13 protein-coding genes are annotated in these 13,797 nt (G+C 63.1%); 11 read left to right on the forward strand and 2 right to left on the reverse strand.

Annotated elements, in window-relative coordinates; genetic code table 11:
* Nucleotides 1–27: 27 nt before the first annotated feature.
* The gene (ligD, locus tag TRP66_RS17770; protein ID WP_333405174.1) at nt 28–2,607 is read right to left on the reverse strand and encodes a DNA ligase D; all 2,580 of its coding nucleotides are present in this window, start codon (nt 2,605–2,607) and stop codon (nt 28–30) included.
* A gap of 1,123 nt (nt 2,608–3,730) precedes the next feature.
* Between ligD and TRP66_RS17775 the strand changes: the two genes are divergently transcribed.
* From TRP66_RS17775 to TRP66_RS17825, 11 genes are all read left to right on the forward strand, one after another.
* The gene (locus TRP66_RS17775) at nt 3,731–4,273 is read left to right on the forward strand and encodes a hypothetical protein (protein WP_333405176.1); all 543 of its coding nucleotides are present in this window, start codon (nt 3,731–3,733) and stop codon (nt 4,271–4,273) included.
* 22 nt (nt 4,274–4,295) lie between these two features.
* Complete coding sequence (locus TRP66_RS17780; protein WP_333405178.1) at nt 4,296–4,538, forward strand: hypothetical protein; 243 nt, start codon at nt 4,296–4,298, stop codon at nt 4,536–4,538.
* 75 nt (nt 4,539–4,613) lie between these two features.
* Complete coding sequence (locus TRP66_RS17785; RefSeq protein ID WP_442965219.1) at nt 4,614–6,200, forward strand: sensor domain-containing diguanylate cyclase; 1,587 nt, start codon at nt 4,614–4,616, stop codon at nt 6,198–6,200.
* 98 nt (nt 6,201–6,298) lie between these two features.
* The gene (locus tag TRP66_RS17790; protein WP_333405180.1) at nt 6,299–6,610 is read left to right on the forward strand and encodes a DUF6482 family protein; all 312 of its coding nucleotides are present in this window, start codon (nt 6,299–6,301) and stop codon (nt 6,608–6,610) included.
* A gap of 520 nt (nt 6,611–7,130) precedes the next feature.
* A complete protein-coding gene (locus tag TRP66_RS17795; protein WP_333405182.1) occupies nt 7,131–7,292 on the forward strand; it encodes a hypothetical protein in 162 nt (53 codons plus the stop codon).
* A gap of 124 nt (nt 7,293–7,416) precedes the next feature.
* Complete coding sequence (locus tag TRP66_RS17800) at nt 7,417–8,364, forward strand: SctD/MshK family protein (RefSeq protein ID WP_333405184.1); 948 nt, start codon at nt 7,417–7,419, stop codon at nt 8,362–8,364.
* Nucleotides 8,361–8,720 (forward strand): hypothetical protein, encoded by a 360-nt coding sequence (locus tag TRP66_RS17805; protein WP_333405186.1) that lies wholly within the window; start codon nt 8,361–8,363, stop codon nt 8,718–8,720. The genes TRP66_RS17800 and TRP66_RS17805 overlap by 4 nt, the downstream gene beginning before the upstream one ends.
* Nucleotides 8,717–9,055, forward strand: a complete 339-nt coding sequence (locus TRP66_RS17810; protein WP_333405188.1) for a tetratricopeptide repeat protein — start codon at nt 8,717–8,719, stop codon at nt 9,053–9,055. Before TRP66_RS17805 ends, TRP66_RS17810 begins: the two co-directional genes overlap by 4 nt.
* Nucleotides 9,052–11,193, forward strand: a complete 2,142-nt coding sequence (gene sctV, locus TRP66_RS17815; RefSeq protein WP_333405190.1) for a type III secretion system export apparatus subunit SctV — start codon at nt 9,052–9,054, stop codon at nt 11,191–11,193. Before TRP66_RS17810 ends, sctV begins: the two co-directional genes overlap by 4 nt.
* Nucleotides 11,190–12,488, forward strand: a complete 1,299-nt coding sequence (locus tag TRP66_RS17820; RefSeq protein WP_333405192.1) for a type II and III secretion system protein family protein — start codon at nt 11,190–11,192, stop codon at nt 12,486–12,488. The genes sctV and TRP66_RS17820 overlap by 4 nt, the downstream gene beginning before the upstream one ends.
* A gap of 30 nt (nt 12,489–12,518) precedes the next feature.
* A complete protein-coding gene (locus TRP66_RS17825) occupies nt 12,519–12,935 on the forward strand; it encodes a hypothetical protein (protein WP_333405194.1) in 417 nt (138 codons plus the stop codon).
* Nucleotides 12,936–12,937: 2 nt separating this feature from the next.
* Here the strand turns inward: TRP66_RS17825 and TRP66_RS17830 are convergent, their stop codons facing one another.
* Entirely contained in the window at nt 12,938–13,720 is a 783-nt protein-coding gene (locus TRP66_RS17830) for a tetratricopeptide repeat protein (protein ID WP_333405196.1), read from the reverse strand.
* Between the last annotated feature and the right edge of the window lie 77 nt (nt 13,721–13,797).

Below are 13,797 nucleotides of genomic sequence, written 5' to 3' on the forward strand. Positions count from 1 at the left end.
GATGGATGTGGGTGGGGAAGGGATGAGTCACTTGATGCCCAGTTGCCGACGCATGTCGGCGGTGATCGTTTGCCTGACTTCCGGTAACTGCGCCCAGGGGTCTTCGTCCAGCCCGGCAAGGCGCTCGTGGACGGTGCGGATATTCCAGGCGTCGGCGCCTTTGATCTCGTGGATCTCTTCCTTGAAGATCGGCACCGATACCGGCAGGCCCGGGCGGGTACGCGCGGCGTAAGCATTGATGGTGGTGGCCCCGCGGCCGTTGCGCAGGTAGTCGATGAAGATGCGTCCTATCCGGTTCTTCGGGCCGGACACTGCGGAAAAGCGGTCGGGGATCAACCGGGCCATGTACTTGACGATGCTCTGGCTGAACGCTTTGACCGTGTCCCAGTCGTCCTTGGGGGTGAGCGGCACGACCACATGTATGCCCTTGCCGCCGCTGGTCTTGATGAAGGATTGCAGGCCCAGTTCATCCAGCAGGGTCAGGGTCAATTGCGTGGCCTCGACCATGCTTTTCCAGGGCAGGGACGGGTCGGGGTCCAGATCCAGTACGAAGCGGTCCGGGCGCTCCAGTTCCGGGGCCAGCGCGTTCCAGGCATGGAACTCAATGGTGCTCATCTGCACCGCGCCCACCAGCGCTTCGGCATTGTTGATGAGCATTACCGAGCCGTTTTCCAGGGTTTCGATGCCGGGGATTGCCAGACGCTCGACGTTTTTCTGGAAGAACAATTCGCCGGTCACCCCCTCGGGCGCACGCACCAGAGCGACCGGGCGGTTCTCAAGGACGGGCAGGATCCACTGGGCGACGCTGATGTAGTACTCGGCAAGCTCGCGCTTGGTGGTGCCCGACTCCGGATCGATCACCCGGTCTGGATGGGTGAGCCGCGCTTTGCCATTGCCGGCGCTATGTACGGGATTTTTCTTGGCCGCTGACTTGGGCGGCGCGGCGTCTGGCTCCACTTCTTTGGCGGCCTTGGGCGTTTCGCGAACGATATCCTTGGCGGGCTTGTCAGAGCGCAGGCCCTGGAAAACCGCGTGGCGCACCGAGCCTTCTTGAGTGATCTCGGCGAAGGCGACCTCGGCGAGCAAAAGCGGCTTTAGCCAGTGCACGCCCTTGGCCTCATAGCCAGTTGGCGGGTTGCTCACCGCCGGTTTCGATATTTCCAGCGGCTTGAGCTGCGCGAGGATGGTCTTGAGCGTCTCGCTGTTGAACCCCGTGCCCACTTTTCCGGCGTAGCGCAGCTGCGCGCTGTCGTCATCGTGCAGACCCAGCAACAGGGCGCCAAACCCGGTGCGCGCCCCTTTGGGTTCGGTGTAACCGACGATCACGAACTCCTGGCGTTGCTTGCACTTGAGCTTGATCCAGTCGTCGCTGCGCCGCGAGGTGTATAGGCTGCCCTGGCGCTTGCCGATCAGGCCTTCCATCTTGATCTGGCAGGCGCTGGTCAGAAGATCGCCGGCGTCTTCGCCGAAATCTTCGGAAAAGCGCAGAATCTCGTCTTCGCTGCGTTCAAGCACGGTGGCAAGCGCGCCGCGCCGCTCTTCAATGGGCACGCCGCGCAAGTCCATACCGTTGAGGTAGGGCATGTCGAACAGGTAGAACACGATCGCGCCGCTCTTGCCGCTTTCGAACGCGTTTTGCAGCAGCTGAAAACTCGGCGCGCCGTCGTCATCAGTCACGATCATTTCCCCATCCAGCCACGCCGATTCCAGCGCCAGACTGGCCAGTGCCTCGGCCTGGCGTGGAAGCTTGGCGGTCCAGTCATGGCCGTTGCGGGTGAAAATTTTTACCTCGCCGTTGTCGATGCGGGCCATCAGCCGGTAGCCGTCGAATTTCAGTTCATAGCGCCAGTCGCCGGCCGGGGCGCTCTCGACCAGAGTGGCCAGTTCGGGCTTGAGAGTTTCGGGCAAAGGCGCGACCTTGGCGCCATTGAGCTTGCCGGACGCAGCCGGAGCGCGGGGAGGCGCGACCTGTGCGGCAGGTTCGACGTCAGGCCTGGCTTCGGGGGCCTTGGCCTTGCGCTTTTTCGGCGGCAACGTGCGGTCGCTCAGTACGCTGTCCGGCTGGGCTTTAGTGATGTCGTAATCGGATTCAGGGCGTGCGGCGGAGTCCTGATGCTTGATCAGAAACCAGGGTTTCTGTTTGCCTTCCTGATGAGTACGGACCAGGTTCCATTCGCCGGAGAGTTTTTCCCCCAGCAGCTCGAACTTGATCCGGCCTTTCTTGTAGGACTCCACGGGGTCGCCCACCGGACGCCAGACTCCGCGATCCCAGACGATGACGTCTCCGGCGCCGTAATGGCCCTCGGGTATGTGTCCTTCGAAAGTGGCGTACTCCAGCGGATGATCTTCGACGTGCATGGCGAGGCGCTTGACCTTGGGGTCGAGGCTCGGGCCTTTGGGTACGGCCCAGCTTTTGAGCGTGCCTTCGATTTCCAGCCGGAAGTCGTAATGGAGGCGGGTCGCGTCGTGCTTCTGGATACAGAACGTCAGGGCGTGATCCTGGCCTTTTCCGGCGGCTTTTGCAGGTTTCCCGGCTACCGATCCCGAGGGTTCGGGCGTCGCCTTAAAGTCACGCTTGCGGTTGTACTCGTCCAGTAAGTCCGACATCGCTTTAACCTCCGTTACCTGAGGTTGAGAGCCGGTCGGCCGGGGATGAGTTCCTTGATCTTGTGCGCCGCTTAACCACCGTGCGGATCACTCACCCGTAGGAGCCAGCTTGCTGGCGATCTGCCGCGAAACAAAAGGCACACCGCGTAATCGTTGATCGTCGGATTGCCGCCCACAACAAGGTGGCTCGCATCAAACAAAAAATCTTTTTGCTGTTTTGCATGCTGAGAATATGCGCTCGCTGTGGGAGGGAGCTTGCTCGCGACGGGTTTACTGCAGTGGCACTGCCGGCTGTGAGCATATCCATTACGGCGTGTGCTGGACCTCCTGGTTCCGGCCCTTACGGCCGGGTCACTTTCCTTTCGGGGAAAGTAACCAAAGCCATTGCCCCGGGCTGGGCCCCTGCGGGGTTCCCTCCCTCCGGCGTTGCTCCGGGGGTCGCGCCCTGATGTTGATTGAGAGCGCCATTCATGGCCTGCGGCCCGACTCGGCTCCTGCCTCGTTCCCCCCTGCGCAACGCCTCCACTCGGCCTGCGCCAACGTCGCGTTCGGCGGCGTCTGCACCACTGTGGAGAAAATCAAAGCCACGGCCAAAGCCGAAGCCGAAGCTTTCGATCTTGATCTTGATCTTTTTACGCAAAACTTACAGACGCCACCGAACGCGACTTGGGCGCAGGCCGAACGCAGGCGACGCGCAGCCGGGGAGCGAGGCAGGACGCCGGCTGGCGCCAATGGCTCATGGACGCCACCCTCAATCCACATCAGGGCGCGGCCCGGTAGAGCGTTGCCGGAGTGAAGGAACCCGAAGGGCCAAGCCAGGAGCAATGGTTTGTCCCCCTTTTGCCGAAACAAAAGGGGGTCGGCCGTAAGGGCCGAAACCAGACAGACCAGCCCGCGCGGTAATGGATATGCTCCCGGCCAGCAGCGCCAGTGCCGCAAAAACCGTCGCGAGCAAGCTCCCTCCCACGGCTAGGGGACCCTAGGCGCGACACAGATCATCGCCAGCAAGCTGGCTCCTACGTTGATTGCGTAGACATTGCGCAGGTCAGCACAAAAAAATCGAGCGCAAGCCGCCGCTTCGTTGTCACAAGCCTGAAGCCGACGCACTGGATGAGGGAAGGATATGAATATTGCTTGTCTGGGATGGGGTTCGCTGATCTGGAAACCGGGCACGCTGCCGCTCGCCGGAGAATGGTACGCCGATGGACCGCATGTGCCGATCGAGTTTTCCAGGGTGGGGGACGGAGGTGAGCTGGCCACGGCGATCTGTCTGAACGCGCCTGTGGTGCCGGTGTACTGGGCTTTGATGGCAGTGGATACCTTGGAGCAGGCGTGCGCCGCTCTGCATGAACGGGAGCAGATTCCCCTTGAACGGGTCGACGGAGTGGGCCGCATGCTGATGGCCAGGATGCCGCTCACTTCCGAAGGACTGGTCGTGCGCTGGGCGCGGGAGCGCGGGGTCGACGCGGTGGTGTGGACAGCGCTTCCGCCCCGTTTCATGCACCAGGAAGGCCGTATCCCAACCGATCAGGATGCGTTGACTTACCTGGCCGGCCTGACCGGCGACAAACAGGAACACGCCCGGCATTACATCGAACAGGTCCCGCGCCAGATCGATACGCCTTACCGGCGCGCCATCGAGCGCCATCTGGGCTGGAAGCGATGAATCCCGGCGAGGGAGGACACCCATGAACGAAAGCAGCAGGAAACGGTTCGACGCGGTATGGGCTACGCTTCAGGAGCTTCGCGACGGTGTCAGGGATCTTCAGGACTGTGAGTTGGAGCGGGTAGAGCGCCTGCGCGGGCATCAGACGGTGGACGACCGGGAAGCTGTCTGCCAATCGTTCGCCAAGCTCGAGACCGCCATACTGGAGATCGAGGAAACGCTGGCAACCATCGGCGAAGCGACGGGAGAAATAGGTAAGCTCTGAGCCGGACCCTTCCTTGGCGACTGTTCACCGATCGCCTGTGGTACGGAATGTTTGAGGTCTTGAACCGGGTTTGCTATGCAACGATTCGACAAAGACGACACGACGGCCGACCCGACCGACGACGGGCTCGGACTGGCCGGTCAGCGCTCCAGGGCGCTGTTTCGCCTGACCGTGTCCTTCATGGTGCTGGTGGTCATGACCTTCATGCTGGTCGAAGGCTGGCGGATCTGGCGTGATTATCGGCACGCGTTCGACGCCGCGCATGACTCGGTGACCAACCTCGCCCGCGCCACCGCCCAGCACGCCGAAGACGCCATTCGCCAGGTGGACGCGCTGACGGCGGTATTGGGCGAGCGGCTGGAGGGGGACGGCATGGACAATATCGACGTGCCGCGGATCCATGCTCTGTTGCAGGAGCAGGCAGCGATTCTTCCGCAGTTGCACGGTCTGTTCGTCTACGATGCCGACGGCGACTGGGTGGTGACCGACAAAGACATCACGCCGGCCAACGCCAACAACCGCGACCGGGACTACTTCATCTACCATCGGACTCATCTTGATTCGCAAGTGCGCATTGGCGCGGTGGTCAAGAGCCGTTCCACCGACGACTACATCATCCCGGTATCGCGGCGGCTCAATGGGCCCGATGGCTCTTTTGCCGGGGTTTTGCTCGGTACGGTGCGGGTCAGTTATTTCGTCGACTACTACGGCGATTTCAAGATCGACCACATGGGCGCGCTGGTGCTGGCGCTGCGCGATGGCACCATTATCACCCGCAGGCCCTTCGATGCATCGGTGATCGGCGAAAGCCTGGCCGACAGCGAGATCTTCAGGAAGTATCTGCCCACCGCAAGCTCGGGCGTGGCCGAGGTGCGAGCCGTGGTGGATGGCACTTGGCGGCTGTATGGTTACCGAGAGCTGGAAAGTTACCCGATGGTGGTGGAAGCGGGGCTTTCCCGCGAATTCATCGTCCAGGCCTGGCGTAACGATTTGATCAAGACCGGGGTGATCCTGCTCATGCTGCTGGCGGGGCTGGGAGGGTTGGGCATGGTGGTGCTGCGTCAGTTGCGCGAACGCATGGTCATGGAACAGGAAATCCGCCGCGCGCATCAGGCGGTCCGGGACATGGCGCTGACCGACAGCCTGACCGGGCTGGGCAACCGGCGACGCCTGGACATGGTGCTGAACGTGGAGATCGCGCGGGCGAAACGGCAGGGCAGCCCGCTGGCCCTGGCGATGCTCGATATCGACTACTTCAAGCGCTTCAACGATCGCTACGGCCACCCGGCGGGGGATGATTGCCTGTGCCGGGTAGCGAAGGTCATCAAAGAAACGATCAAGCGGCCCGCCGATCTGGCGGTGCGTTACGGTGGCGAGGAGTTCACCATTCTGTTGCCCGGCACCGACGGCCATGCGGCCGGGCGCATCATCCAGAACATCCTCGATGCGATTCGCGGGCTGGACATCGAACACCTCGATCATCCATCCGGCCGGGTGACGGCCAGCGCGGGATTGATGGTCAGCCTGCCCGGCGACCAGACCGCCACACCCGCGTCCATGATCAAAGCCGCTGACGCCTTGCTGTACGTTGCCAAACACAAGGGCCGCGACCGCTGGTATTCAGCCGAAAGCCTGAGTCGGGAGGGGCAGCACAGCGACTGACGCTGTGCCGCGATGCTGCTGGTCATCACCGGCGAGGAACGTTCGGCGACGGTCGCGATCCACTTCTCAAGGCGCACATCTTTCATTGCCTTGGAGGAATGACTTTGAATATCGACACCCTGACCCGGCACGTCAAAGCGGGCGAGATTCACGAAATCAATCTGGTGTCCATGGAAGGCGGCTCATATGTGCTGCACGCTCTGATGGATCAACGCTCGATTCCCATCGAGGACAGTCATGGCAAGACGTTGCATATTGCATCGGTAGAAGAAGCCCGCAAGGTCTTGTCGGGAGTGCCCGATGCCAGGCTGTTTCTGGTCCAGTCCATCGCCCATGATGAAATGGTTGGACAGGACAGCGTGACTGCGGAAGCCTCCCGCCACGAGGTGCCGTTGCGCTCCAGTCTCTGAACCGCCAGTACCCCGGCCGGAGTTTCGCTTCCCGATGCAGGCGGCTCCGGCATTTTGACCGTGCCATATCGCGGGTGTCGACCGAGACGGTAGTGTCCTGGCGAAACGTTAACAGGCCAAGATGTCATTTAAACTAACGGCTGCCGCGCTTTCACAACATTTCACACCTCCTTGTTTCTCTCCTTCATGACTTCATATTCGCCGCTCGGCGTTTTATGCACGTTGCTACGGGCTGATATAAAAAGTTCCATCGTCGAATAACTATTTGTGCTGCTGACAACTAGCAAAGTGACATCATCTGTCACCGGTGAATAGCTTTATTGCTCGTTATTTCGATTTCACAAGTTTTCACAGCCGCTTTTCGGACCGCTGAGTAGTATCTGTTCGGCAACGCGGCGAGCCGTGTCGTAGTCCGGATTTCCTCGTTGAAGTTCGGCTATGAAGTTGCCTGGCTGTTTTGCGATGGATCTGACTTGCCGCTGGCAGGCGCATTTACTAATCGAAGCATGGAGAAAACGTCATGAGCACCACACCACCAGTAAGCTCCGGTAACGCTGACGCAGCAATCGAAAAAATGTCGGCCACTTTCGACATGGCCATCGAGAAGTCGGCCAAGATCACCGAGATCTCCACTGCCAAGAAAGCAGAGCTCGACGCGACCAAACAACGTCCGCAGAACTGACGTTGTCGTGCGGGCAGCCTCCACGGGGCTGCTCGCATGTCTGCTGCTGCACAGTCACCCGACCGACCTTCTTTCCCGGCCCTGAACGGCCGTTTACGGTGCATCACACGGTGGCGATCCGAACATGACAGCGCTTGTTTCCCTCGATTCCGTAGCCGGTCCTCTGGCCGGAAACCAGGTCCGTGCGCCCGGCGCCACGGTACTGGAGATTCTCGACGGCTTGCATCAGGGGGTGTCGCTGCCCCTGGACAAAGCGGTCTATCGCGTCGGCCATTCGCCTGACAGCGACCTCATTCTTGGCGACGACGACATCGCTGCGCAGCATCTGCTGCTGCGGATTTTCCCTGACCAAGTGGCGGTCGAGGCGCTGGGCGGCGACGTCAGCGTGGCTTCGCCAGACGGCACCCAACAGCTGATCGGCCAGGGTCACGGCCTCAAAGTACGGCTGCCGGTCGAGCTGACAGTCGGCAAAGCCCGCGTGCGGCTGCGTGACACACGCCCGGCGGTCGCGCCTGCTCAGGTTTCCTCCGGCTCGATCACCTCCCGGCACAGGGCAGCGCTGGCGGCGGTGCTTTTGATGGTGCTGTGCACCCTGGCGTTCGCGTTCCGGTCAGAACCGGCCGCGTCCGTTTCATCGCCGGCTGACGCCAGGGCCGCCGCTCTGCCAGCTGCCGCCCCCACGCCGGAACAGGCCCATGCCTGGCTCGAACAGTCATTGCAGGCCGCCGAACTCGGCTTTTTGCAGACCCGCGTCAACGGCCGGCACGTCAGCGTCACCGGCAGCTATCCAGCGACGCTCAAGGATCGCTGGTTGAACGTCCAACAAGGGTTCGACTCGCGTTTCGGTCAGCACATGGTGCTGACGCCCGACGTGCGGGCCACTGCCACGGTCGCCAAGCCCCGCACGCGCTTTCAGGCAGTGTGGTTCGGCGCCAATCCCTATGTGATCGACGAACACGGCAAGCGCCTATATCCGGGGGCGACCCTGGAAGACAACTGGGTGCTCGACAGCATCGAGGGTGATCAAGTACGCCTGACCAGAGGCCATGAAAGGTTTGTCTTCACACTATGAAAGTCGATCTGCGATCCGTTCTCCCCACGTCCGCTGATCAGCTTCCCGCAGTTCAGCGCGTCACACCCGCCAATCTCAAGCAGGGCACGCAGTTCGAGGCGCTGGTCAATCAGCGCGAAAGACGCATTCGGCGCTCTCTGCGCGCCGACCTCGAGCAGGCAGAACAGTCGGCGCCGGTCAACGCCGAGCTGTTCAGCACCACACGCTCGCTCCAGGTGCTCGATTACCTGTTGGATACCGTGCTGCCCGGACTGGACGCCGAGCCTGAAATCCGCGAACTGGCCGAAATGTTCATTCGCGAAGAGATCGACACCCGACTGATGCTCCAGCAACAGCGCACCGAGGTGGAAGAATGAGCGCCCGTGAAGATCGCGAATGCGTGGAGTTGCTCAACGGACTCGGTGACCTCTACCGGCGCACCGGTCAGCCCCAGCGCGGGCTGGTGATGCTGCTGATCGCCGTGCAGCTCGCGCCTCGTGACCCTGGCCTGCTGCACAGTCTGGTGCTGGCGTTCACCGACAGCGGTGATATCGACCGGGCGCTGGCCGCGCTCGATCGCCTGGTTGACGAGCAGGGCGACAGCGCCAGTCTGCTGTTGCTGCGCAGCCGGGCACTGTGGAAGGGCGGCCGCAAGGCCGAAGCCAGGCAGACCTTCAAAACGTATCTGGCAGCCAGACGGGCGGTGAAATGACTCTCGTCAATCGGCTCAACAGCCTCGCCCGGACCGCCTCGCAACGCACCGATGTGATCATTGTCGCTTTCATGCTGATGGCCATCGCGATGATGATCATCCCGCTGCCGACGTATCTGGTGGATGCGCTGATCGCACTGAACATCGCTCTGAGCCTGCTGATCCTGATCGTCGCGTTTTATATCAACCACTCGGTCGAATTCTCGGCGCTGCCGCCGCTGATCCTGCTCAGCACGCTGTTTCGCCTGTCCTTGTCGATCACCACCACGCGCCTGATTCTGCTCGACGGCAACGCCGGTCACATCGTCAAGGCATTCGGCGATTTTGTGATCGCAGGGCAGGTGGTGGTCGGACTGGTGGTGTTTCTGATTATCACCGTGGCCCAATTCGTAGTCATCACCAAGGGCGCCGAGCGGGTCGCCGAAGTGGCGGCGCGCTTCACCCTCGATGCCATGCCCGGCAAGCAGATGAGTATCGACAACGATCTGCGTAATGGCGATATCGACCAGGCCGAAGCGCGCCGCCGTCGTTCGCGCCTGGAGCGCGAAAGCCAGATGTTCGGCGCCATGGACGGAGCCATGAAGTTCGTCAAGGGCGACGCCATCGCCGGCCTGGTGATCCTGTTCGTCAATCTGCTGGGCGGGATGATGATCGGTATGGTCGAGCGCGATATGCCGTTTGCCGAGGCCGCGCATACCTATTCGCTGCTGACCGTCGGCGACGGCCTGATCGCGCAGATTCCGGCCCTGCTGATCGCGGTCGCGGCCGGCACCGTGGTGACGCGGGTCAACAGCGACGGTCAGGAGCGTGACTTGGGCACGGAAATCGTTCACCAGCTGGGCGCCAGTTATCGCGCGCTGGGCTTGACCGCCCTGATCCTGCTGGGTGTGGGCCTGTTGCCCGGCTTCCCTCTGGCCGTGTTTGTCGGTTTGTCCGCGGTGCTGGCGGGTTGCGCCTGGATGCTCTGGCGCCGCGAGCAGCGCCGCACGGAGGTAGAGCCGGTCGTGGAGGAACTTCCCGAGCCTGTTGCCGAACCCGAGCCGCTGGAGTCGGTCGAGTCCTTTGAGCGACCACTGGACGCGCGGGTAATGCTCAGCCTGGGTGCGGACCTGGTCGAAGCGGCGCCGTTGCAACCGCTGCGTCAGCGCATCGAAACGCTGTGCCACGATATCCGCGCGGATCTGGGCATCGAAGTGCCTGTGCCTGAAGTCTTTGCCGATCGCGCGCTGGCAGCCAACCGGTTCGTGATCGAGCTGGAAGGCGTGCCGGTCAGCGAAGGTGAATTCCCCACCCGGTCGCTGCTGCTCAAGGATGACCCAGTGCACGCCCAGTTGCTGGATGTCGTCGTCGAGCAGGCGCCATCGCCGGTCGGTACGCGCACGGGTCACTGGGTTCAGGCCGAATCCGCCGGCCAGCTCCAGGACGCGGGCATCGCGTTCCTGCATACCGATGAAGTGCTGCGCGAGGTGCTTGACCGGACGCTGCGTCGCTACGCGGCGGATTTCCTCGGCATCCAGGAGACGCGGGCGATTCTGGAGCGCCAGGAAGACCGATACGGCGAACTCATCAAGGAAGTACTGCGCATCATGCCCTTACAGCGCATTGCCGAAGCGCTGCGCCTGCTGGTGGAAGAAGGCGTGTCGATCCGCAACCGGCGCGGCTTGCTCGAAGCCATGGTCGAGTGGGGCAGCCGGGAGAGCGATCCGGGCCGTCTGAGCGAACATCTGCGCGCCGCGCTGCAACGACAGATCAGTCATCAGTTCGCCGACCGCAACCGGGTGATCAGCGCGTTCGTGCTGGCGCCCAGCCTCGAAGAACAGCTGCGCGCGGCGATGCGCCGTCAGGACAAGAGCCGCGACTCGATCCCCGAGGACCTGAACCGGGCGATGCTCAGCCAGTTGCGCCGCCTGTGTCAGATGCTCCCGGAAAACGACCCGACCGTGCTGCTTGTGCATCCCGAGCTGCGGCGCGTCATGCGACGCCTGATCGTGCGCGCCGAACTGGCGCTGTCGGTGCTGTCGTTCCGCGAGCTGGCCAACGAATACAACCTGCAGGCGGTCGGCACCCTGAGCCTGACCGATATCACGGCACGTCCGGCCAGGGCCGCTGCCGCAACTCCAATGGCGACCGCTTCATGATGTGTGCTTCCCGTATTACCCGTTGGCTGGGCTTTGGCCTGTTTCTGACCTGCGCCGGAGTCAGCGCTCAGGACGTCCCCAGGGGCGCGAAGAGCACGCTGGATCTGGCCACCGGCGAAGGCCGGGTGCTGCGCTTCGCCGCGCCGGTGGATTCGGTGATGGTGGCCGAGCCGTCGATTGCCGACCTGCAGGTGGTGTCACCAGGCGTGATCTACGTGTTCGGCAAGACGCCCGGTCAGACCACCCTGATCGCGCTGGACGGTGAGGGGCACGAGACCGCGTCACTGAGTCTGGCGGTCAACAGCGGCACAAGCACCGTCAGCCGTCCGCTCAAGGACCTGCACCCCGGCAGCCACGCGCAGATCGGCGCTTCCGGCAATCGGGTGGTCGCCAAAGGCTCTTTACAGAGCGTCGCGGAGGCCACCGACCTCAACGCATTGCTGAGCACTCAAGGGCAAGGTTTCGACTCGGCGATCAACAGCGCGACCTATACAGGCTCGGCGCAGGTGAACATTCGTGTGCGCTTCGCCGAGGTCTCTCGCTCAGAGCTGCTGCGCTACGGCGTGAACTGGAACGCGCTGTTCAATAACGGCACCTTCTCGTTCGGCCTGCTGACCGGCGGCGGGTTGGCGGCGGATGCCGGGACCAACGTCATTAGCGCCGGCCTGAACTCGGGCAACGTCAACATCGACGCGATGCTCGAAGCCTTACAGACCAATGGGGTACTGGAAGTGCTGGCCGAACCCAATATCACGGCGATGACCGGCCAGACCGCCAGCTTCCTGGCCGGCGGCGAAGTCGCGGTGCCCGTGCCGGTCAATCGCGAAGTGGTCGGCATCGAATACAAACCCTACGGCGTGTCGCTGCTGTTCAGCCCGACGCTGGTGCCTAACGGCCGGATCGCCTTGCAGGTGCGCCCTGAGGTCAGCAGCCTGATGAGCACCAGCACGCTGGACGTCAACGGTTACCAGGTGCCGTCGTTCCGGGTACGGCGCGCCGACACCCGGGTCGAGGTAGGCAGCGGCCAGACCTTTGCAATCGCCGGACTGTTCCAGCGCGAAAGCAGCCAGGACGTCGAGAAAGTCCCGATGCTCGGCGACATGCCGATCCTGGGCAACCTGTTTCGCTCCAAGCGTTTCCAGCGCAATGAAACCGAACTGGTGATTCTGATCACCCCGTACCTGGTCGAGCCGGTGCGGGATCGAGTGGTCGCCACGCCGCTGGATGCCCAGCCCACCCAGACCGCATCGGCCGGACCTCGCACCGGCGGTGCGTTCGGCTTCTACATGAACTGAGTCGCTTATGCCTGACGAAAAGGAACGGTCATGAAGGTTTCAGCAGCGCTGCGTCAACCGGCGGCCCTTGTGATGCTGTGCATGCTGGCCGGCTGCAAGACCCATCTGGACCCGGTCCGTTATTCGCCGGACTACACGGCCATCAACCGCGGCGACGGCCGGGTTGAGCTGGTGCCGATCGCCTGCCTGAACCCTCCCACCGAAGACCAGATCGGCGTCGGCGAGGACTTCCGGCCGTTGCTGGCGCCGGGTTGCGCCAACAATCTGGTACTTCTGCAGATGGTCGAGCAGCGTTCGGACGTCGTCAAAGGGCGGGTCAGCGGCCCGACCATGGCCGCGCCGGTGGGGCGCGCGGCGCAGATCTACATCGATGGCTATGACCGGGAGGAGCTGCGTCGGCGCCAGGCCGAGCAGCAGGCCAGCGCCGATACGCGGGAGGCGCGATGAACCTAGCGCTGGCTGACCAGCCCAAGCTCGCGAGCCTGTTGAGCGGGATCGGCAAGACTTTTGATACGCCGCGCTTCGGTCAGGAGTTGCTGGCGTTCGGCGGCGGGGATGTCGTCCAGGCTGCGGCCCGCGAGCTGTTGTTCGTCGCCGGCCAGGACCAGCACCAGCAGCTCGTTGCGTTGATGCCGGGCCTGCGCCAGCGGCGAGCGGGCCACCGGTTCGATGGTCTGCACGGCTTTCTGCCGTTCGCCGCCCAGCGCATAGGCCAGCGCCAGATTGCAGCGGGTATCCAGATCATCGGGCGCAAGGCCCAGGCTGTGACTGAAGGCGCTCTGCGCCGGCGTCGTCTGACCGCGCAGGATCTGGGCGATGCCCAGCCGGTTCCAGGCCACGGCCCGATCCGAGCCTTCGGCGGCCTGGGCCAGCGCGGTCGCGGCACGCTCCAGTTTGCCTTGGCGCAATTGCGCGGTGCCCAGGCCCAGCAAGGCCTCGGCGTTGCCCGGCCCCAGCTCCAGCGCCCGCTGGAAGGCGCGCTCCGCGCCCCGTGCGTCATTGCCGGCCAGCAGGCTGTCGCCCAGTTTAAGCCAGGTCTGAGGTCCCGCTTCGGGTTGCTGGGTCGCACGTTGGTAGAACGCCGCGGCGGTCGCCGGATCGCCGCGTTTTTCAAGATCGGCGGCCAGTTGCATGGAGCGCTCGTAGCTGGCGTCGGACTTGGGCGCGGTGCTACAGGCGGTCAGGGCCAGACCGACGGACAACAGCAGGGCGGGAGCGTAGCGGTGAGGCATGAACAGGTCTCTTGTGCAGTGGGACAAGTCGTGACCGGGCAGACGCCGTTGGCGGCTGCGGGCGAGCGCTATCTTAA

The sequence above is a fragment of the Pseudomonas sp. JDS28PS106 genome (assembly GCF_036706555.1).
In the GTDB taxonomy this organism is placed as follows: domain Bacteria; phylum Pseudomonadota; class Gammaproteobacteria; order Pseudomonadales; family Pseudomonadaceae; genus Aquipseudomonas.

Bases quoted from the DNA above. Each gene is read 5' to 3' on its own strand.
- ligD (WP_333405174.1), bottom strand. From the start codon at position 2,607: ATGTCGGACTTACTGGACGAGTACAACCGCAAGCGTGACTTTAAGGCG.
- TRP66_RS17795 (WP_333405182.1), top strand. From the start codon at position 7,131: ATGAGCACCACACCACCAGTAAGCTCCGGTAACGCTGACGCAGCAATC.
- sctV (WP_333405190.1), top strand. From the start codon at position 9,052: ATGACTCTCGTCAATCGGCTCAACAGCCTCGCCCGGACCGCCTCGCAA.
- TRP66_RS17810 (WP_333405188.1), top strand. From the start codon at position 8,717: ATGAGCGCCCGTGAAGATCGCGAATGCGTGGAGTTGCTCAACGGACTC.
- TRP66_RS17825 (WP_333405194.1), top strand. From the start codon at position 12,519: ATGAAGGTTTCAGCAGCGCTGCGTCAACCGGCGGCCCTTGTGATGCTG.
- TRP66_RS17790 (WP_333405180.1), top strand. From the start codon at position 6,299: ATGACTTTGAATATCGACACCCTGACCCGGCACGTCAAAGCGGGCGAG.
- TRP66_RS17800 (WP_333405184.1), top strand. From the start codon at position 7,417: ATGACAGCGCTTGTTTCCCTCGATTCCGTAGCCGGTCCTCTGGCCGGA.
- TRP66_RS17775 (WP_333405176.1), top strand. From the start codon at position 3,731: ATGAATATTGCTTGTCTGGGATGGGGTTCGCTGATCTGGAAACCGGGC.
- TRP66_RS17820 (WP_333405192.1), top strand. From the start codon at position 11,190: ATGATGTGTGCTTCCCGTATTACCCGTTGGCTGGGCTTTGGCCTGTTT.
- TRP66_RS17805 (WP_333405186.1), top strand. From the start codon at position 8,361: ATGAAAGTCGATCTGCGATCCGTTCTCCCCACGTCCGCTGATCAGCTT.
- TRP66_RS17830 (WP_333405196.1), bottom strand. From the start codon at position 13,720: ATGCCTCACCGCTACGCTCCCGCCCTGCTGTTGTCCGTCGGTCTGGCC.
- TRP66_RS17780 (WP_333405178.1), top strand. From the start codon at position 4,296: ATGAACGAAAGCAGCAGGAAACGGTTCGACGCGGTATGGGCTACGCTT.
- TRP66_RS17785 (WP_442965219.1), top strand. From the start codon at position 4,614: ATGCAACGATTCGACAAAGACGACACGACGGCCGACCCGACCGACGAC.